Here is a 19,606-nt window from a genome sequence, read left to right as displayed (position 1 = left end):
ATATCAAGTGATTGCTTATGAAATAATTAAACTAATAATTTCTGACTATATGCTAATGCATACGACTCTACGGGAGCGCGCTATGTTAAAAATGCTATCGATTTAGTAAGAAACAAATATCATTATTCAAAAATTAATATTGTAGCTCACTCAATGGGGAACTTAGAAGTTGCTTCCTACATTAAATTGAATGCTGGGAAAAAGAACTTTCCACAAATCGACCATTTAGTAGCTATGGCTGGACACTATGATGGGATTATTGGTATGAATGACAAGCGACATCAATTGAAGATAGATAAAAAGACTGGCAAGCCAAGTATTATGCGGCCTGAATATCGTAATTTATTATCTTTGCGCAAAATTTTTCCTAAGAATACTAAAGTACTAAATATTTACGGTAATCTTGAAGATGGAACCAACTCCGATGGGGATGTATCTAATGCATCAGCTCAATCATTGAAATACTTAATCAATGGTAGAGCTAAGTCATACCGTCAATTAATGATTCGCGGTAAAGGCGGTCAACATAGCAAACTATATAATAATGCCCAGGTTAACCGTGCTTTAGTTAACTTTTTATGGAAGTAAGAAAGTATGAAAAAGATATGTTAAACTTAGTCCAAGAATCTATAAGTTCAAATATTGTGAAATTTACGATTATCGACAATAGTTAAATTAATACTCTTTGAAACGAATCTGTTGAGATTCGTTTTTTTATTGCTTTTATTCATAACTATTAGTTATTGAATTTGATTTAAAATAAGTATTTAACATGCTAATTAGGCTCTTTTATACTTTGTTTAACAATTAAATGTGTGAAAAGGAGAGAAAGACATGCAAGAACTTCATTTAACTCAAGAATGGGATAAAGTTTTTCCTAAAAGCGATCAAGTTGACCACAAAAAGGTAACTTTTACCAATCATTTCGGCATTACTTTAGCTGCTGATCAATACACACCTAAGAATTATACTGGTAAATTACCTACCTTAGCTGTTGCTGGACCATTCGGTGCAGTTAAGGAACAATCAAGCGGCCTTTATGCTCAGACAATGGCTGAAAAGGGCTACTTGACTATTGCCTTTGACCCATCGTTCACTGGTGAAAGTGGTGGCAATGTGCGTGATGTTTTCTCACTTGATATCAACACTGAAGACTTCCAAGCTGCCGTTGACTATTTAACCAATCTCGATAATGTTGATCTCGAAAAAGTAGGGATTATTGGTATTTGCGGTTGGGGATTATCTATGCTCCTGGCAATAACAGCGCTGGCTATCGTGGTGGTTTGTACGACAAAGGCAATCATTATGAATCTAATGGCGCAGGATGTGGTTATTGCAACTTCTTGCGTATTTCCAAAGATGGGCAGAATGCGGTAGTTTTACAAAGCGTGGATAGCAGCAATTATGGTGGTCTAAGCAAGGCAGCTGATCAGATTTATTCGGAATTGTTTGGTAAGTGAGGCGATAAAAGGCTTCACTTTTTTTGCTTTGTGACAGCGTTTTTGCTTGAATAAAGGTGATCATAGGTAAAAATTACGTGAGGGTTAAAAAATGTTACAGATACAGTATGGTAAGTCACTTGCTGATGAACTAACAAGTACAGATAAAAAGGCAATATCGAAAGATTTATTTACCTTGTGGACAGCTGATAAAGTAAATATTAAGGGACAACAATATTATTTATTAGTTGAAAAGAATACAGGATTACCTATTTTGTTGACTAAGTTAAAAGCTGATCAGTTTAAGAAAGTGCTACATGAGGTAGTTAAGAATTATGATTTTATCACTTCTCAGCAACAGGAAAGGGTAATGCAGTTTTTTCAAGATCAGCAAGTTAAATTTATTGCTAATAATCGTTCGACGACAACTAAGGCATTTAAACGAGCTAAGAGTGACTTGGAAGATAATGTGGATGTATTATCACAATTAGTTAATATTCCACATTCAGCTAAGTCTGCTACTGTTGACGACTTAGTATTGCTATCTTTAGCTTATCCTTCAATAGACTACGAAATGGGACATAATATCCTTACTAAAATGCAAGAGCAAGTAAATGATACTTTACCTATTAAGCCAATGGATGCTAATTTAAATTCTAAAATCAATTGGCAACAGTGGAAGGACTATGAAGGAAAACCTAAGCGTGGCAATGCAAAAATAGTAAAAGAAGTGAGAGACTACAATAAAAAAGTAGTATCGAAATTTTTATATCAAAAAAATATAGAGCTATTTTCAATTGGTAGTGCTCTTCTTTCAGATTTTCAAGATTATTATTTATTGCAAAAGAAGATTCTATTCGTTACCAGCAATTTAGCTGCGTCCACTTCCTATATTTGGTTGAAGGTGGTAAGCAAACGTTATAGTCAGATGTTTTTGGATGATATCTTTCACTGCTTTATTGAGTTTTATAATTTTTTAGGTGAAGAAGGAACAATTGGTAAGAAGGATGCCAAGAAAACTGAAAAGAATTTGAAATATTTGTATCGGCAATTAAGTTCTAATGTGGCGGTGCCAGATGGCGAAAATTCAGATCCTTTGGAAAGTATGGAATTGGAAAATAAAAAGCGAAACGACATGGTTTATGAAATGCAGGTACAAATGTGTGCATTTAAGCCTGCCATGTGGCGTCGCTTTATAATTAATGGGAGCAGTACTGTGGAGGATCTGGAAATTGCTATTCTAACCATGTTTAGAACGGAATTTGGGCATATGTTTGATATATATGATTCTAAAATTCGTCAACATTTTGATAATGATCATATTGATCCTGAAAACGCAAAAGTATCGTTTTTTACTAAGGATGATCAATTGCTATTAACATATGATTATGGTGATTGCTAGCAATTTGAAATAATAATTAAGAAGATATATAAATCGAAAAAGCATTTGGCTCATCCTAGAATTCTTGCTGGTCATGGTTATGGTATTATCGATGATATTGGTGGAATAGATATGCTACAAGAATATTATGACACTCCGGATGATGAACAAGATCCAGATTTATTAGATTGGTTGGGTGGAAAGATAGATTTAGATCAGTTTGATATGAATGAATTGAATAAGGAACTAGCTGAATAGTTAGTTACTATGAATTAAACACAAAAAAACGAGAACCGCAACTGCTGCAATTCTCATTTTTTAATATCCAGAACACAAATCAAGCACTCTACGCATGATTCTTAGACTCCTGGCTTGATAGGTGTCTCGATATATTGTGGTAAGTATTGATTCCATTGAAAAAAAGATCATCGGATTCATTATCAAATATCACAACAACACCTCATTTCTATCAAATCATCTTGCAAAGTAAGCGCTTACTTTACCTACTTATAATATACCATAGATTTGATAATTTGGATAGAAAAGAGGCTAAATAAGCATAAATTTCGTCTTCATTGTTCTTCATGTTATCCTAGTTATAAAGACTATATTGACAGTTTAAACGAGGTAAAAATGATTAGACAAGCAAGAAAGACTGACTTTCCATTAGTATATCCAATTCTTAAGCAAATTTTTGACGAAATGCAAATGAAATCCATTGAATCATTGCCTGAGGATCAATTATACAGCTTAATGAAGTTGGGTTTCATTTCTGAGGACTATCGCTATTCTTATCGTCGTATCTGGGTAGCAGAGAAGGATGGTAAGGTTACCGGCATTCTAGATATGTATCCTTATAAGGATCAGAAGATTATTGATGTCGTATTGCGTCACGATTATGCTAAGACTGGCTTGCCAGTGCCCACTGTAATCTTTGATGATCAAGAAGCTTGGCCTCATGAATGGTATATTGACGCGTTAGCCGTTCATCCCGATCACTGGGGTGAAAAGATCGCTAGCCACTTGATGGATGAAGCTGAAGAAGTTGCTAAACAACATGGCTATAAGATTATTAGCTTGAATGTTGATCAAGAAAATCCCCGTGCTCAAAGATTATATGAGCATAAGGGCTATCAAGTTCAAAAATCAATGACTATTGGCGATAGGACCTATGATCATATGATTAAGCGGATTTAGAAATAAAAGACAGATCTGGAATTTCCAGATCTGTTTTTCTTATAATGCAGGTTCGATTTCAGAATAAATTTGTAAAATGCTTTCTTTGCAACCATGAGAAACCCAATCTTTTACTCGATAAATAGTAACGCTGCTGATACTAAGGATCTTCTTGTTAGAATAATCACTCTTAATCAGATATTGCTGTAATTCTTTAAAAAATTTGTTTTTGATTTCTTGGCAGATATGGCGTTTACAATTATTTTTAATCGATAAATGATAAATATTGTTGTAGTAAACGCGTAAATCGTAGATTTCTTTGAGAAAACCATAGACTAGCTGCTTTAAACTGCAATCTTGATATTCACGGAAATGGAGTGCAATTTCATGCTTTAAGATATGACAGATTAATCCAGGCATTCCATCATACTGATTGTAAAATGCGCTGCGACCAATTCCTAAGGTTTTGCAATATTGTGTAACTGAGTATTTTTTTACTGTACGCTTGGCCAAGTCTTTTCTTAAGGTCAAATGTAGGCGGTTATTATTCATTAACTATTATCCCTCTCACTTCTTTTATGGTAACGTTTTTCAACGCAACTCCTCCTATTACGAAATAGTACTTTAAAAATATATCAATTATATAAAAATATAGCAATAGCTTTTTTTGATAATATATAGTTTATAGTTGAATGTAAGCTTGATGGGCTTGGATTAGGTAGAATAATTTTGTAGAAAAAATTTTTATTAAGGCAAGGAGAGAAATAACCTACTGACATTATTTTTTAACTGAAACATTAATAGGGTCTAATAAATTAATGATTTTAGTCATAAATGCTGTAATGACGAGCTGTGACAGTGACCTATATAAATATTAGCATTGCCTAATAGACAGTACAAAAGAACCAGACTGTTTGAAAAGCATAAACAATTCAGGTTCTTTTGTTATGTTTGATTAATATTTTTAATAAGCAGTTCAATATTTTAGGGCATAATAAAAGAGTTCAAACAGGTGACTGAACCACTTGAACCCTTGGATTAGGAACTATATTAAGTTTTTAAACTACAACGTCAATTAATGGTTAAATTTCTTATAGTTTTGGCTGTGACTTAACTTAGTTACATTAACTAAAGTATTATCTGAACCAGCATCACTATAGTTATTTTCTTTCATGCCTTTCTTTGAGGCATTGATTAAAGCTTTACTTGCTTTACCAGTTTGATTCCATTTAATAACGGCTTTCTTGGTATAGCCTGAAGGCAATGTGATTGAAGCAGCTTTAACAGTTGAAGTGTTATTTGTAGTACCGTTTAAAGTCGTTACGGCACCACCTGCTAAAGCAGCTGCAATACTAATGGTTGATAAAAGTCTAACATTCTTTCTCATTTTCCTAATCCCCTATGTTAAAAAAGTCTTTTTATCAAAATTCCCAATGTATAAACTCAACACTTAAGAAGTAGTCGGTTTCTTAAGTTCTGCTATAAGTCTCTTCACCTAGATACAATAGCAGGGTTAGAATTAAAGTCTATATGTGTAAAGATTGAATAACACCTTTATTAAAAAAAGTATATATATTTCCTTGCAAAAGCTTGGTGTTATGTCATTTGTAGGCTTAAAATCATCAAAACTATACGGCTAATAAATAATTTGAAATGCACTTTTATATATTAAAATATATAAAAATAACTATAGTTATAAATAAAAAGCGATTAATTAAACTAAAGAATCCCATAATACCGGGGATATTAGTTGATTGATTCTAATTAAATATTTGCATATAGCTTTGGGAGTGTGTGCAGCTAATTTAATTAAATAAACCACAAAATATGTAAAAAATAACGTTTTTATCTAAATATTGTGGTCAATTATATATAATTTAAAATATATATTGCAATGCCAAAATATGGTATATTTATAAGGCAATAAACATAATAAGTGCCAAAAATACAATAAAATTGGCCTTGGTAAGCGTATAGATTTGAATTGCTTCAATATAGTAGATATTTCACAATAAATAGGGTATTTAAAAATTCAATATAAGTAGATACTAATAAAGACTTGTCAGATCAATACTTATTGCCATAAAAAATATTTCGTCATTCGAAACGAGTTCCAAGACTTGAAACAAAGTCTGAAAGCTTTGAAAACGAATACAATAACTTTGAAACATGGTATAAATATAACTGTCAGATAACTAAAGCGAGTTTAAAAACTTATATATAGCAGACTTTTAACCATGAATGGTAAGAAATATTCAGTAGTTATTGCCGGTGGTGGTAGTACTTTTATCCCAGGATTTGTACTTGATTTAATCAAGAGTCAAGACAAGTTCCCAATGAGACAATTGAAGTTCTATGATAATGATGCGGAACGCCAAAAGAAGATTGGTGAAGCTGTAAAAATTATCATGAAGGAGAGAGCTCCACAAATTAAGTTCTCATATACTACTGATCCAAAAGAAGCCTTTACAGACGTTGACTTCGTAATGGGCTCAATTCGTGTTGGTAAATACCATATGAGAAGTTTAGATGAAAAGATTCCATTAAAATACGGCGTGAACGGTCAAGAAACTACAGGACCCGGAGGTATGGCTTACGGTCTTCGTTCAATTCCAGCAATTTTGCAAATTATTGACTGGATGGAAGAATACTCACCAAATGCTTGGATGATTAACTATTCCAACACGATTGCGATTGTAGCTGAAGCTTGCCGTCGTCTTCGTCCTCATGCTAAAGTAATCAACATCTGTGATATGCCAATTGATGACATGGACAGAATGGCTGCTATCTGCGGTTTGAACAGTTGACATGATATTGACTTCAACTACTACGGCTTGAACCACTTTGGCTGGTGGAAAGAAGTTAGAAACAAGAAGACCGGCGAAGACTTGATGCCTAAGCTGAAAGAATACGTTAAAGAACACGGCTACTGGGTAGGCGGCGACTATGATAAGGATACTGAAGCTTCCTGGGAAGCTACCTTTAAGAAGGTTGCCGATGATTACAAGATGGATCCAGAAACCTTGCCAAACAACTACATGCAGTATTACTACTTCCCACAATATGAAGTTGCTAATGCTGATCCCAAGCATACTCGTACAGATGAAATTCGTGAACACCGGCAGAAGATTGTCTTTAGCGAATGTGAAAGAATCGTTAAAGCTGGTACTGCTAAGGACAACATTTGGGATATCTCAGGCTTGCATTCAGAATATATTGTAGATATTATTCATGCGATTGCTTACAACACTCATGAAAAGTTCTTAGCCAACTGTGCTAATAATGGTGCTATTTCCAACATGGATCCAGATTCTATCGTTGAAGTACCAGCATTGTTAGGTGCAGATGGAATTCAACCAATGGCTACTGGTGAAGCTGGTCGCTTCCAAAGAGGCTTAATGATGGAGCAACAAACTTGTGAAAAGCTGGTTGTTGATGCTTACGTTGAGCATTCTTACCAAAAGATGCTGCAAGCCTTTGCTTTGAACAAGACCGTACCAGATGCAAGTGTTGCCAAGAAGATCTTGGATGACATGCTTCCAGTCAACGCCCCATATTGGCCAGAATTAAAATAGTCATAACTAAAAACAACATATTAAGGTAACTATCCGTTGAAGATAGCTACCTTTTTTGTGTCTAACATGCTATTCTTTCCTTATATGGAAGAAAGTCGCTAGAAAGGACAAAAATAGATGGATCTAGAAACAGCAGTCATGAAGAAAAAAGAGGGCTTCAATGATACTGATAAAGCCATTGTGAGTTACTTGTTAGAGTATCTGGAAGCTGCCAGCAAGTTGAGTTTGTTAGAATTAGCGCACAAGTTATATGTTTCTAAGTCTGCTATTTTTCGTTTAAGCAAAAAATTAGGGCTTAGTGGTTTTAGTGAATTAAAGTTCGAATTAGGGAACTCGCGGCTAGAAAAGTGCAAAATCAAAAGCGTTCACGTGAACTAGACTTTGATAATAATTTGCAGAAAATCATTACAGAAACTTTTAAGTACTTCAAAGGCTTAAACCTCAGCGAATTATTTGCCGATATCGATCAAGCTGAGAGCATTTATATCTATTCAACCGGTTGGCAGCAGCAGATTATTGCTGAGTACTTGTCACATTCATTTTTCTTAGTGGGGAAAAAGGCGATCATTTTGCCTAGTGCTCGTGATGAGGTATCAATGCTCGGACAATCTGCTGAGAATAAGGATATGTTATTTGTGATTTCTTTTGGTGGCTTTAATAAGACGATTATTGAAGAACTAAAGAAAATTGATGTGGTAAATACTAAGTTGAAGTTGGTTTCGCTAACTAGCTGGCAGCCAGGAAAGCTTGCTTCTTTGAGTGATTACAGTTTTTTCTTCAGGACGACGCCGTTTCAAATCAGCAATCAAAACGCGGTAACTTTTAGTTCGGCATATGTCTTAATCGACTTGATTATGAATGAATATGGCAGGCATCTTGATTTACAAAAATAGGGGATAGAACGATGAAAAAAATACTTTTATTATCAACGGGTGGCACGATTGCTTCTGTAGCGTCTAATGCAGGTCTAGTGCCTAAAGAAACTGGCGAGGAATTAATTAAGATGCTAGGTAAGCTGCCTTATGAGATTCAGGTGCGCGATATCTTGCAGCTAGATTCTTCTAATATTCAGCCAGAAGAATGGAAGCTCATCGCACAGAATATTTATAAATATCGCAATGACTATGATGGCATCGTAGTTTCGCATGGTACAGACACCATGGCTTATACGGCTTCAATGTTGTCTTTTATGTTAAAAAATATCAATATTCCAGTAGTGTTAACGGGGAGTCAGGTACCGATCAACGTTGTTTTAAGTGATGCGCATGATAATTTGCGGTTGGCTTTTGCGGCAGCGGCAAGCTGTCCACCAGATATATATTTAGCCTTTCATAATAAAGTAATGCTCGGTTGCCGTTCAGTTAAGGTGAGAACCACCAATTTTGACGCTTTTGAGAGCGTGAATGTGCCGCCAGTGGCAACTGTTTCTTCAGATGGTTTGGTCTTTAATAAAGATGATGATTTCCAAAAAAAGCATGATGGCAATCCAGTATTAAATACTAAAATTGACGCGCATGTTTCTTTAGTTAAATTGTTTCCTGGTTTTGATCCTAATTTGCTCTTTGCCATGGTTGATAGTGGCTGCCGAGGAATCGTCATTGAAGCCTATGGCTTAGGCGGGATGAATTTTATTCGGCGGAACATGGTAGCTGCCATTGGAAAGTTGATTAGACAAGGGATCCCTGTTGTTGCTAGCAGCCAGTGTTTATATGAGCGTAGCGATTTAACCAAGTATGAAGTTGGTCGTGAAGCCTTGCTGGAGGGCGCGATCAGTGCGTGCGATATGACTTCTGAGAGTGCAATTACTAAATTAATGTGGGCCTTAGGCCAAGGGATGAATGTAAATGAAATCGCTAAGTTTTTTGGCACTAACGTTACGGGCGAGGTAAGTCTTAAGTAAATTTAAAAAATTTTACAAATTGATTAATTGTAAGCGCAGTCACTGCTATTATAAGTACAACCTTGTATAATAAAAGAGGGAAAAAGGAGCGTGCAATTTAATGAAGAGTAAAACTTTAGAAAGAATATGGATTATCCTTGCGGCATTAGGAATAGGTGTTTCCCTTTTTGTAAATAACTCGAATCAATTGATTGAATCTAATACTAACAAGATTTCGAGTGCGATTATTAAAAAGTAAATTAAGCGGTCACGAGAGTGATCGCTGTTTGTTAAAACAAAATGATAAAACCGCGTTGCTTCAGCAATTAGCAAGTGCTTATGTTAAAATATTGAGTGTAGAAATCGCTTACAATGATTAAGGGGATTTTGGACTTATGGAACTTTTAATTGCGACACATGAAGGCTTGGCTTCAGGTTTGATCTCTGCACATGATATGTTAGCAGGCAAGAATGATCAAATCGCTTCAATTGAATTGACAGATACCGGTATTCGGGACTTTAAGGAGCGTTTTGCTCAAATAATGCAAAGATATCAGGCAGGTCAAGTTTTAATTTTGACCGACTTAAAGAATGGCACACCACATCTGATTGCAGAAGAATATGAGCAGCAGCATCCAGATCGTGTTCGCGTAGTTAGTGGCGTTAACTTGCCAATGGTATTGGAATTAAGTCACAGACTGATTACTGCTTCTCTTGATGATTCTGCACAAAAGGCAATTGAAATTGGTAGAAATCAAATTGCTGTAGATCAAATGCAATTAGTTTAGCAACGAAAAAGACGATAAATTAACTGTTCTATCGTCTTTTACTATGCTTATTTTTAGTCTTCGATTAAACTATCTCTATTTCGCACCAGATTATTGCGCACCTTTTTAAATCCTTTAACTACTTCAACTTGAGCAATTGATGACATTGCCAAAGCAATGACTACGATCCATTGGCCAGCTGAAAGGCTAGTAACGTAGAAGATTTTTTGAATTGCAGGAACAAAGAGAATAATGCCCATGAAGAATGCAGAAATTAGGAATGAAATAATTAGCCAGATATTCATGCCAGTTGCTATTTTCCAGATTGGATCGGTATTGGAATGCTGGTTGAATGCTCTGAGCATTTGTGACAAGGCCAATACGCTGAAAGCCATGGTTTGACCGACAACTTGGTTGCCAGTTGCTAGACCGATAAAGAAAGCGATCAGAGTCATCAATGCGACAAAGATTCCCTGGGTAATTACCCGCCAGACTAGATCTTTTTCAAATAAAGTACCACTCTTGACTGGTTTGTGCTTCATGATATTTCTGCTTGCTGGGTCTACACCCAAAGCTAAAGCTGGTAAGGTAGCAGTGGCTAAGTTAACCCATAGAATACGGACCGCCAATAATGGGGCATCCCAGTTGAAAAGAGTAGCGACAAACAAAGTCGTAATTTCAGCAATATTACCCACAAGCAAGAATTGGATTACTTTTTGGATATTGCGGTAAACGCGGCGTCCTTCCTTGATCGCATAGGCAATAGTAGTAAAACTATCATCTAGCAAAATCATATCGGCCACGTCTTTCGCTACATCGGTACCGGTAATACCCATAGCTACGCCGATATCGGCTGCTTTTAAAGCAGGTGAGTCGTTCACGCCGTCGCCAGTCATGGCCGTTACTTCACCGTTACGCTTTAGGCTTTGAATAATGCGCAATTTATCTGCTGGTGAAACACGGGCAAAAGCAATTTATCTGCTGGTGAAACACGGGCAAAAACAGTTGCTCTTTTGACAGCTTCATCCAATTGTTGGTCAGACATCTGATCAAGTTCGTTGCCAGAGATGGCTAAGTCGCCATTTTGATAAATATTCAGTTTTTTAGCAATAGCTAAAGCGGTGATCTTGTGGTCACCGGTAATCATGATGGTGCGGATGCCTGCGTCGCGACAGGTTTGTACAGATTCAGCTACTTCTTCACGTGGTGGATCGATCATGCCGCTAACGCCAATGAAGGTTAAATTGTTTTCTAAATCAGTTCCGGCATCAGGGATGTTCTTTACCACTTTTGTAGCAAAGCCCAATACGCGCAATGCGTCCGCTGACATAGATTTAGTGAGCTGCATGATTTGTTTTTGATCATGTTCAGTAATTGGACGAACGTTGTTATTAATCATAATCTGACTGCATAGTGGTAAAATTTCGTCAGCTGCGCCTTTGGTGAAGGCTACGTATTGGTTATCGATTTCATGCAGAGTCGTCATTCGTTTTCTATCTGAGTCAAAAGGCTGTTCAAATAAACGGGGATGTTCCTCTTTTAATTTGCTTTGCTCCAAACCCAACTTTTGCGCAAATGGAATCAATGCAATTTCAGTGGGATCACCAATTTCATGCTTGCCATTGATGCTGGCATCGTTGCAAAGAGCACCGGCATACGCTAAGGCTTGCACGCCTGGGCTATTTTGCATGCTTTTAACATCGATTGCGTGACTAAAATCATCCGTGGCAATTTGAGTAACAGTCATCTTGTTTAAGGTCAAAGTACCGGTCTTGTCAGAACAAATTACAGTCGCACTGCCTAAAGTTTCAACCGCAGGCAATTTTTTGATTAAAGCATTGCGCTTGACCATTCGCTTGACGCCTAAGGCCATCACAATCGTTGCTGTAGCTGGCAAGCCTTCTGGAATAATAGATATTGCCAGGGAAATAGCTACTAAGAATTGTGGCACTAGTGGCTTTTGGTAAATTGCACCAAGGATAAAGACCAAGACGCAGATGATAATACCAATAATTGTTAAAAGTTGACCAACGCGAGTGAGTTTGCGCTTAAGCGGAGTTTCGGTTTGCGTTTGATCTTCTAGCATCTCCGCGATGGCACCCATTTCGGTGTTCATGCCGATTGTGGTGACTACGCCCTGGCCGCGACCATAAGTTACAATTGAGGAACTAAAGGCCATGTTGCGGCGATCGCCCAATGCGCAGTCTTGGGCTAAAATAGCGTTCGCGTCTTTTTTCACTGGAACGGATTCGCCAGTGAGGGATGCTTCTTGAATTTTTAAATTAGCAGTTTCGATTAGACGCATATCGGCTGGGACCATGTCGCCGTCGTGCAAGTTGACGATATCACCAACTACTAATTCTTTAGCTGGAATTAGTTTCTCTTTGCCATTTCTGACTACATGAGCCATTGGTGCACTCATGTCCCGCAGGGCAGCTAGAGAAGACTGTGCTTTTCTCTCCTGCACAATGCCAATGATGGTATTCAAGACTACAATTGAAGAAATAATGATTGCTTCAATGTATTCGCCTAAAATAGCAGAGAAAAGAGCTGCTCCTAGTAAGATCGGAATCATCGGATCGAATAATTGCTCTTTGAGCATCTGCATGATAGTTTTGGGCGGCTTAGCTGCTAGTTCATTGTAGCCATTTTTTGGCGTATCGGAACTTCTTCGTCAGTTAAACCATTTTCATTTGTATTAGTTTGGGTTAGTACCTGAGCTGATGCAATTGTCCAGGGACTTTGCCTGTGATTATCCATAATGGACAGATCAATCCTTTCGTAAAAAAATGGAGAATAGCCAATGTAAGCCATTCTCCATTTGAGAAACCTGTTCAGTTTTCATTTGTGTATTGGCAGCGTTATTGGCGCTTCTCAATATATAAATCCTAGAATTAATTTTATCATATAGTGACATAGTGTCAATAGGATTCATCATCATTTTTTGATTATATTCATGAAAGAAAAAATTGATTTTTTTGATAGCCACAATTGCGGTATGATTACTGTGCGAGTTGCTCTCGTGGAGGAGTATGACAGCTCGCTAGTAGTCACAGCATGAATTTCCGTACACTTGACTACGTTTAATGGAATCGTTTATTTGGCAAGAGAGATCTTGCTATTTTTTATGCCAAAAATGCTTAAGCTTGGTTAGAAAACTTTCTTTTGTTTTAGTCGGGGCATCTAACTGGGGCTTGGATTCTGAAATTGGTTTGCTTGAAAAATATTTTGCCCTTTTCATTTTTTGACTAGCATGGTCATGTGTTGTCTTCTTAAATGTTTGATGGTCATGTAAGTGAAGTGGCTTATGCTGGGCTTTTTTCCTAAGATGATAATGTTTCTTATCAGTTTGTGCTTCCATTGCAATGTCAGGTCTAAAGTAATAAAGCTGCTTTCCATCATAACTATTGACTAAAAAAACTAGAATATCATGCAAATCGCTTAGGCAGCGCCAGGCTTGCTTCTGATCCGGTTCAATCTTCAAATCGTGCACTGCCGCGTTGCCCATCCGGCGCACTTCGTCAAAAAGATTCATGATGCTGAGAGGATAGTTGACCTCAGAGCGTAGATAATGGGTGTCATTACGTAAATTGTGATATTCGCCAGCTGGCAATTGATAATATTGATTGAGGTTTTCTAATTGAAAAATCTGTTTAGTAAGTGCTTCAAGCAAAAGCCGTGAATTGCTGATGACGTCACGGTAGTCTGCAATCGTATATAATTTGTGAATCTTATTGGCTGCAGGAAAATGCTGTTTGAATGTGGGACTGGCTTGTAAAAAATCAAAATTAATTTCCATAAATTCTGCCTCGCTGAAAAAAGATATTTGCTATTTTGACTCAAATTGATACCCTAAGAGAAAAAGCAATTTTAAACAGGGTGTAAAAATGAAAAAGCATAAAAAAATTTGGACATTTGGAATAATCATCTTGCTCATTGCCGCTTTCACGGGTTTGGGCAGTCTTTATTATACAAAAGATCGACAAATTGAGCGGATTGTAGCTAATTTGCAAAATCCCAAGGCTGAGATGGCTAAGTATGTGATCCCATCAACGCCAGATATGAATGTTACGGATAGCAGTTTAAAGCCACTTCAGAGTTACTTCAAGGAACATAAAAAGGCCGCCAGACGCTTAGCTTATAACTTACGACACAATCGTGATAGTGCCGAGATTCAATTAGTAGAATCAGGTCGCTACTTTATAATTTTTCCTAAATATCGGTTGCGGGTGCAATGTTACCGGCCCCAAGTGCAAACTAATCACGCGGATTCAACTTTATATGTTGACCGGAAAAATTATGGTCAAATGCAGGGTGGCGACCAGAATTATTACCAAGATTTAGGGCTAGTTTTCCCAGGACGCTATCATGTTTTGGTCAAAGCCAAGGTCAACGGTCGCCAGTTAGATGCCGATTCGATTGTTAATATTTGGTCAAATAAGACCGTTAATATGAAGATTAAGACTGCCACTTTTCAGATTCGCAGCGTTCCGAATGGAATTATTTATGTCAATGATCGCAAGGTAGGCAAATTGACTAAAAATGGGACCTATACTTTTAAGGATTATCCAATTGCCAAACGGATGGAAATTTATATCAAGAGTAAAAGCGACGGGCAAACGATCAAGTCTGAAAAGGTAACGGATTTATCCCAGTCAATTACTGCTGCCTTCAGTGACAGCGAGGATGATGTTACTGATTATGATAGTACGCAAGATTACCAGGGGAATAATCAAAAAGATGTCTACCAGGATGCAGAAGGTGATTACATCGTTAATCCAATCTGGCCAGGACTCATTCAGGTAGGGGATGCCACTAGAATCCTCTATGAAAATTTCAAGCAGCCTAGCGAAGATGATTTTGAAAATGGCAAGGACAATTCTGATTATCAAAAGCTGACTAAACGGTTTAAGTCTTGGAAGAAAGATAAGAAGCTGAAAAAAGTTAATGTTGAAATCAAGGTTTTATCTGTGATGCCTGGTAGACGTAATTATAGCAAGGTTGATTATGAAGTGACCTTAATTAAGAAGTTTAAGAATAAGGGGGAAAAAAAGGAAAAGCTGTTATATCAAAACGCAATTTTTCATTATGTTGAGCAGCAACAAAGGATTCAAACGATTGGTGAATCTAAATCAATTAAAACTAAAAAATAAATAAACATTAATTTATCAAGGTTTTCTGCAGATGTTTAAGCAGAAAGCCTATTTTTTTATCTAAAAAGATTGACAAAAATGCAATATCATATTAGTGTATTAATTAAATAATACAGCAGAACAAAAACAAAGAACGCGAGGAACTTAAAATGAACGAAATTCTTGTGGTGGACAATATCACCAAAACTTACGGTAAAAAAGGCGAAAAACAATACCAAGCTTTAAAGGGGATCAACTTCAAGGTTGCTTCTGGAGAATTCGTAGCAATCATGGGAGCTTCTGGCTCAGGTAAAACTACTTTATTGAATATTCTTTCAACATTAGATAAGCCAACGACTGGTCAAGTTTTTATTAATAGTCACGATATTAGTACTTTAAACACCAATCAAATGGCAGATTTCCGTAGTAAAGAAATTGGTTTTATCTTCCAAGATTTTAACTTATTGGAGAATCTAACCAATCGAGAAAACATCGCATTACCACTTAGCTTGCGCGGCATTTCAACTAATCGCATTAATCCACTTGTGGATAAGATTGCTGAAAAGTTGAGCATTAAAGAAATCTTGAATAAATATCCCGCAGAAATTTCTGGCGGTCAAAAGCAGCGTGCAGCTGCAGCGCGTGCCTTGGTGCATGAACCAGCAATTTTGCTGGCCGATGAACCAACCGGTGCGCTTGATTCTAAGAGTGCACGAGAACTTTTAAATACGATGGAAAATTTGAATAAAAATGATGGCGTCACAACTTTGATGGTAACGCACGATCCATTTTCAGCTAGTTTTGCCAACCGCATTTTATTTATTAAAGACGGTAAGATTGGTCAACAAATGGAAAAGGGCAAGCAGTCAAGAGTTGACTTTTACCATGAATTGATCGCCCACTTGGGTACGGAAGAATAGGAGGGAAATCATGATTTGGAAATTATCTTTGACCGGGATTAAAAGCCGGCTAAAGGACTACACGGTTCTGTTTTCAGGATTAGTTGTAGCCAGCATGATTTTTTACATGTTTTTATCTTTGGCGATTAATCCGGGCTTTATGAGTAAAGATGTTAACGCGCCGGGGCAATACTTGAGCTTTATTTTCGGCTTCGGGATTGTTCTGCTCGCAATTATTACTTTTGTTTATCTGGTGTATGCCAACTCGTTTTTGCTTAGCATGCGCCAGCACGACTACGGCATGTTCATGATGCTGGGAGCCAAGAGTTCGGAAATTGGGTTATTGATCTTCTGTGAAACCTTAATGACCGGGATCTTGGCTACGGTATTAGGAATCGTAATCGGCTTTGGCTTGACTGCGATTGTTTCGAAACTGGTGATTAGCAGCTTAGGCTTGCAGATTACGCATTTTCAAATAATCTTGCCTAACGCAATTATCTGGACATTAATTTTATTTGTTGCGATTTTCTTCTTAGCAGCTTTGAGAAACGTGCATAAGCTTGTACGCAGCAAGGTGATCGACTTATTGCATGAAGACCAAAAGCCAATTAAATTAAGCCGCAAGAATGGCTTAAGAGTAGTTGAAGCTATCTTGGGCTTGGCACTGCTTGCTGCAGGCTACTACATCATGGGGATGCCAGCTAGTGCAATTTTCTTCATTATCCCAGCAGCTTTAGTTACTATCGTAGCTGGTTCTTACTTCACTTTTGATTCATTCTTCACACTCATCATTAATCTGTTTCTCAAAAAGAAAGGCTTTGCCTACCACGGCATTCGCGTCTTCACTTTGGGTCAATTAAAATTCAGAATTCGTGATTATACGCGCATTCTGTCAGTCATCTCATTACTTTTCGCTTTAGCGCTTGGAGCTATTACTGTAGGTCTTAATTTTAATTCATTGAAGGATCAAGCAGTTAAGAGCTCATACTATGATGCAACAGTTATGCAAAATAGCCCAGCTGTTAAGAAAAATATGGCTAAGCTTGATCTTAAGAGCAAGGCTACTTATCACTATGTCGAAAACCAGAAAGACCTTTACTTCAACCAAGCTGAGTTGGAAAAGAGTCCACTTAAAGATATTAAATTTATTCAACACGGCAATAATTTTCCAACTTACAAGCCATATACTGTGAAGACTAAAGATTTAACCAATCCTAATAGATATGGCAACATGCTGTTGGGGACAATGGTAGGTGCAGGTAAAAAGAAGATTAATTTAGTTTCAGCTGACAAGTTGAAGACAATTAAAGGGCAGAAGAAATTCGTCACTTTATTAACAGTGAAAGACTTTGCTAAAGATTATCCAACCTTGATGAAGCTAGAAAAGGTGCAAATTGCCGCTAATCCAGCGATGGCAAGTGCACTAACTGGTACTAAACCATTTAGTTATCAAATGATGCTTGGCTTCTGTAGTGGTTTTGCATTCATGGGTTTCTTCCTCGGAATCGCATTTTTGACCATGCTTGCTTCAACCTTGATGTTCAAAGTCTTAAGCGGTGCCGCCAGCGACAAAGTACATTACGAAATGCTTTATAAGATTGGTTCTAGAGAAAAGGTGCTTAAGAAATCAATCAGAAGCGAAATCGGTGTCTTGTTCCTATTGCCAAGCGTGCTTGGTGTAATCGATGTACTCTTTGGACTCAGATTGTTTAAAGCATTATTGCCTAAACCATATATGGGAATCTGGCTACCATTTTTAATCTTTATCGTATTGTACTTCGTTTACTATGCGGTAACGGTGAAGTTGTATAAAAATATTGTTTTGAAGAGATAAGAAATACAAAAAGCTTTCCAAACTGGAAAGCTTTTTTGTTTATAAATGCATCTTGTTCCAACTAGGAATCTTAATTTCACCCTTATTACTCATAGTCATAATTGTAATTGAAGCATTCTTAGGACCAGGTACTAGCGGAATATTATCGCCATAACGATACCATAGACTTCTAATTGTTAAGCCGTGGGTAACTAGCAAAATATTTTCTGCACCATCTAATTCGCTGATTAATTTGAAGCCTTTGTCAAGGCGATCCCAATATTCTTTTGCATTTTCAGCTTGATGATATGGGTCGGCTTCCTTGATCCAATCTTTAATAGTGTTGATGCTCTCATGCTTAAACATTTCCTGTCTTGTGGCGTAACCGTATCCGCCACCGATCATGCGCCAAGCCATTTCAGAATCTAATCCTTCGAAGTAGCCGTAGAATTGTTCTCTAAAAAATGGACTGGCAATGTGCTGCAATTCGTCTTTATTAACATTGTGCTTCATAATCAGTTCACAGGTGTCGCTAGCTCGCTTCAAGTCACTGGATAAAGCAATATCAAAGGGCACATCCTTTAATGCTTCGCCTGCCTGATTAGCACCTTCAATACCAGCTTCGGTTAAAGGCGTATCGCACCAGCCTTGCATTTTGTTATAACGGTTAATATAAGTTTGTCCATGACGGACAACATAAATTCTTTTCATTTTTTCTCCTCATCAAAAAACTCTCCTTTATTCTAAGAAAAAAAGAAGAGCAAATAAAGTAAATTACTTTTCATGATAGATTTTTCTAACATTTTTGATATCTTGCGGCTGAATCGTGTAGATTGAACCTTTAGGATACATTACTGAGACGGTTTTGGTGTGATTGAGTCCAATTACGTGACCTAGTTCATGTTCAGCAGTGTTCACAATGCGGTTATTGCTGTAGCCATACCATTGATTTTGCAAATAATAACGATTCAAGTGAACTGTAGCCTTCAGTAAATGACCAGTTGCTGGATTATAAGTAGTCGCCGTTTCACCAGCCGCATTGGTGCTGCTATCATTAACGACATTAATGATAATTTGGGCATCTTTTTTATTATTAATCTGATGAAAAGTGAAGGCACCAGTTCTGTTCCAGGCATTCATGGCATCAATGGCCGCAGAACACAGCTGCAGGTTATCATGAATATCAACATATACGTCAGCTTCAGGTTTAGTCCAGGACCGAGTATTAGCAGTATCACTATCGGTAGTTTTACTAGTCTTGGTTTGCTGCTTATCACTTATTTGAGGCTCAGTAGCTGTCCCTGTATTGAGCAGTTGACTAATGCGGTAATTTAACATGGCTAAAGAATCTTGCGTAGCCATCCGCATATTAGGATTGCTCCTGTAGGTCCAAACACCAAAAGCTAGCAGTGCAAGCAAGAAAATATTTCTGATGATTCTAAAAAATGTCCTCATGAATATTCAACTCCAATGCCAAAATTATAAGCTTGAAAGCTTAATTTTTCACTTATTTTCGCTTGTATTTTTCTTATGAGCGTGAAAACT

The 19,606-nt window shown here is 37.1% G+C and carries 11 protein-coding genes and 7 pseudogenes; 12 read left to right on the top strand and 6 right to left on the bottom strand.

The features are described from left to right. Nucleotides 1-75: 75 nt before the first annotated feature. The 4 genes and pseudogenes from BLP58_RS05460 to BLP58_RS05435 all read left to right on the top strand — a co-directional run. Nucleotides 76-588, top strand: a pseudogene (locus BLP58_RS05460) (alpha/beta hydrolase); the annotation flags it as partial. A 246-nt stretch (nucleotides 589-834) separates the two neighbouring features. After that, nucleotides 835-1,249, top strand: a pseudogene (locus BLP58_RS05455) (alpha/beta hydrolase); the annotation flags it as partial. A 302-nt stretch (nucleotides 1,250-1,551) separates the two neighbouring features. Further along, a pseudogene (locus BLP58_RS12635) lies at nucleotides 1,552-3,078 on the top strand (IS1096 element passenger TnpR family protein). Between the two features lie 375 nt (nucleotides 3,079-3,453). Further along, complete coding sequence (locus BLP58_RS05435; protein ID WP_013854730.1) at nucleotides 3,454-4,017, top strand: GNAT family N-acetyltransferase; 564 nt, start codon at nucleotides 3,454-3,456, stop codon at nucleotides 4,015-4,017. A gap of 39 nt (nucleotides 4,018-4,056) precedes the next feature. Here BLP58_RS05435 and BLP58_RS05430 read toward each other — a convergent pair whose 3' ends face one another. After that, complete coding sequence (locus BLP58_RS05430; RefSeq protein ID WP_013854729.1) at nucleotides 4,057-4,548, bottom strand: hypothetical protein; 492 nt, start codon at nucleotides 4,546-4,548, stop codon at nucleotides 4,057-4,059. Between the two features lie 547 nt (nucleotides 4,549-5,095). Next, a pseudogene (locus BLP58_RS05425) lies at nucleotides 5,096-5,383 on the bottom strand (SEC10/PgrA surface exclusion domain-containing protein); the annotation flags it as partial. Nucleotides 5,384-6,233: 850 nt separating this feature from the next. Here BLP58_RS05425 and BLP58_RS05420 point away from each other — a divergent pair. The 5 genes and pseudogenes from BLP58_RS05420 (at nucleotide 6,234) to BLP58_RS05405 (ending at nucleotide 10,238) form a co-directional block, all read left to right on the top strand. Next, nucleotides 6,234-7,571, top strand: a pseudogene (locus BLP58_RS05420) (family 4 glycosyl hydrolase). 117 nt (nucleotides 7,572-7,688) lie between these two features. Continuing rightward, nucleotides 7,689-8,464, top strand: a pseudogene (locus BLP58_RS05415) (MurR/RpiR family transcriptional regulator). An 11-nt stretch (nucleotides 8,465-8,475) separates the two neighbouring features. Beyond that, entirely contained in the window at nucleotides 8,476-9,471 is a 996-nt protein-coding gene (locus BLP58_RS05410) for an asparaginase (protein WP_013854727.1), read from the top strand. Between the two features lie 100 nt (nucleotides 9,472-9,571). Then, nucleotides 9,572-9,709 (top strand): hypothetical protein, encoded by a 138-nt coding sequence (locus BLP58_RS12115; RefSeq protein WP_013854726.1) that lies wholly within the window; start codon nucleotides 9,572-9,574, stop codon nucleotides 9,707-9,709. Between the two features lie 136 nt (nucleotides 9,710-9,845). Next, on the top strand, nucleotides 9,846-10,238 hold the full coding sequence (locus tag BLP58_RS05405; protein ID WP_013854725.1) for a PTS sugar transporter subunit IIA: 393 nt from the start codon (nucleotides 9,846-9,848) through the stop codon (nucleotides 10,236-10,238). Between the two features lie 53 nt (nucleotides 10,239-10,291). On the opposite strand, the pseudogene BLP58_RS12565 reads toward BLP58_RS05405, so the two are convergent. Both BLP58_RS12565 and BLP58_RS05390 read right to left on the bottom strand, forming a co-directional pair. Continuing rightward, a pseudogene (locus BLP58_RS12565) lies at nucleotides 10,292-12,977 on the bottom strand (cation-translocating P-type ATPase). Nucleotides 12,978-13,335: 358 nt separating this feature from the next. Continuing rightward, nucleotides 13,336-14,016 (bottom strand): hypothetical protein, encoded by a 681-nt coding sequence (locus BLP58_RS05390; protein WP_013854723.1) that lies wholly within the window; start codon nucleotides 14,014-14,016, stop codon nucleotides 13,336-13,338. 88 nt (nucleotides 14,017-14,104) lie between these two features. On the opposite strand from BLP58_RS05390, the gene BLP58_RS05385 reads away from it, so the two are divergent. From BLP58_RS05385 to BLP58_RS05375, 3 genes are all read left to right on the top strand, one after another. Beyond that, on the top strand, nucleotides 14,105-15,370 hold the full coding sequence (locus tag BLP58_RS05385) for a TcaA 3rd/4th domain-containing protein (RefSeq protein ID WP_013854722.1): 1,266 nt from the start codon (nucleotides 14,105-14,107) through the stop codon (nucleotides 15,368-15,370). Nucleotides 15,371-15,519: 149 nt separating this feature from the next. Further along, entirely contained in the window at nucleotides 15,520-16,269 is a 750-nt protein-coding gene (locus BLP58_RS05380) for an ABC transporter ATP-binding protein (protein ID WP_013854721.1), read from the top strand. Between the two features lie 10 nt (nucleotides 16,270-16,279). After that, nucleotides 16,280-18,082 (top strand): FtsX-like permease family protein, encoded by a 1,803-nt coding sequence (locus tag BLP58_RS05375; RefSeq protein WP_013854720.1) that lies wholly within the window; start codon nucleotides 16,280-16,282, stop codon nucleotides 18,080-18,082. A 39-nt stretch (nucleotides 18,083-18,121) separates the two neighbouring features. On the opposite strand, the gene BLP58_RS05370 is transcribed toward BLP58_RS05375, so the two are convergent. Together BLP58_RS05370 and BLP58_RS05365 are read right to left on the bottom strand one after the other, a co-directional pair. Further along, nucleotides 18,122-18,772 (bottom strand): histidine phosphatase family protein, encoded by a 651-nt coding sequence (locus tag BLP58_RS05370; RefSeq protein ID WP_013854719.1) that lies wholly within the window; start codon nucleotides 18,770-18,772, stop codon nucleotides 18,122-18,124. Between the two features lie 63 nt (nucleotides 18,773-18,835). Continuing rightward, a complete protein-coding gene (locus tag BLP58_RS05365; RefSeq protein WP_013854718.1) occupies nucleotides 18,836-19,516 on the bottom strand; it encodes a matrixin family metalloprotease in 681 nt (226 codons plus the stop codon). Nucleotides 19,517-19,606: the final 90 nt, after the last annotated feature.

Source organism: Lactobacillus kefiranofaciens, from assembly GCF_900103655.1.
In the GTDB taxonomy this organism is placed as follows: domain Bacteria; phylum Bacillota; class Bacilli; order Lactobacillales; family Lactobacillaceae; genus Lactobacillus; species Lactobacillus kefiranofaciens.
Note: the sequence above shows the minus strand (reverse complement) of the source record. Positions and strands in the feature narration are given on the sequence as shown.

Coding starts and splice junctions, on each gene's coding strand:
- BLP58_RS05405 (WP_013854725.1), top strand. CDS start 9,846: ATGGAACTTTTAATTGCGACACATGAAGGCTTGGCTTCAGGTTTGATC.
- BLP58_RS05390 (WP_013854723.1), bottom strand. CDS start 14,016: ATGGAAATTAATTTTGATTTTTTACAAGCCAGTCCCACATTCAAACAG.
- BLP58_RS12115 (WP_013854726.1), top strand. CDS start 9,572: ATGAAGAGTAAAACTTTAGAAAGAATATGGATTATCCTTGCGGCATTA.
- BLP58_RS05430 (WP_013854729.1), bottom strand. CDS start 4,548: ATGAATAATAACCGCCTACATTTGACCTTAAGAAAAGACTTGGCCAAG.
- BLP58_RS05370 (WP_013854719.1), bottom strand. CDS start 18,772: ATGAAAAGAATTTATGTTGTCCGTCATGGACAAACTTATATTAACCGT.
- BLP58_RS05380 (WP_013854721.1), top strand. CDS start 15,520: ATGAACGAAATTCTTGTGGTGGACAATATCACCAAAACTTACGGTAAA.
- BLP58_RS05375 (WP_013854720.1), top strand. CDS start 16,280: ATGATTTGGAAATTATCTTTGACCGGGATTAAAAGCCGGCTAAAGGAC.
- BLP58_RS05410 (WP_013854727.1), top strand. CDS start 8,476: ATGAAAAAAATACTTTTATTATCAACGGGTGGCACGATTGCTTCTGTA.
- BLP58_RS05385 (WP_013854722.1), top strand. CDS start 14,105: ATGAAAAAGCATAAAAAAATTTGGACATTTGGAATAATCATCTTGCTC.
- BLP58_RS05435 (WP_013854730.1), top strand. CDS start 3,454: ATGATTAGACAAGCAAGAAAGACTGACTTTCCATTAGTATATCCAATT.
- BLP58_RS05365 (WP_013854718.1), bottom strand. CDS start 19,516: ATGAGGACATTTTTTAGAATCATCAGAAATATTTTCTTGCTTGCACTG.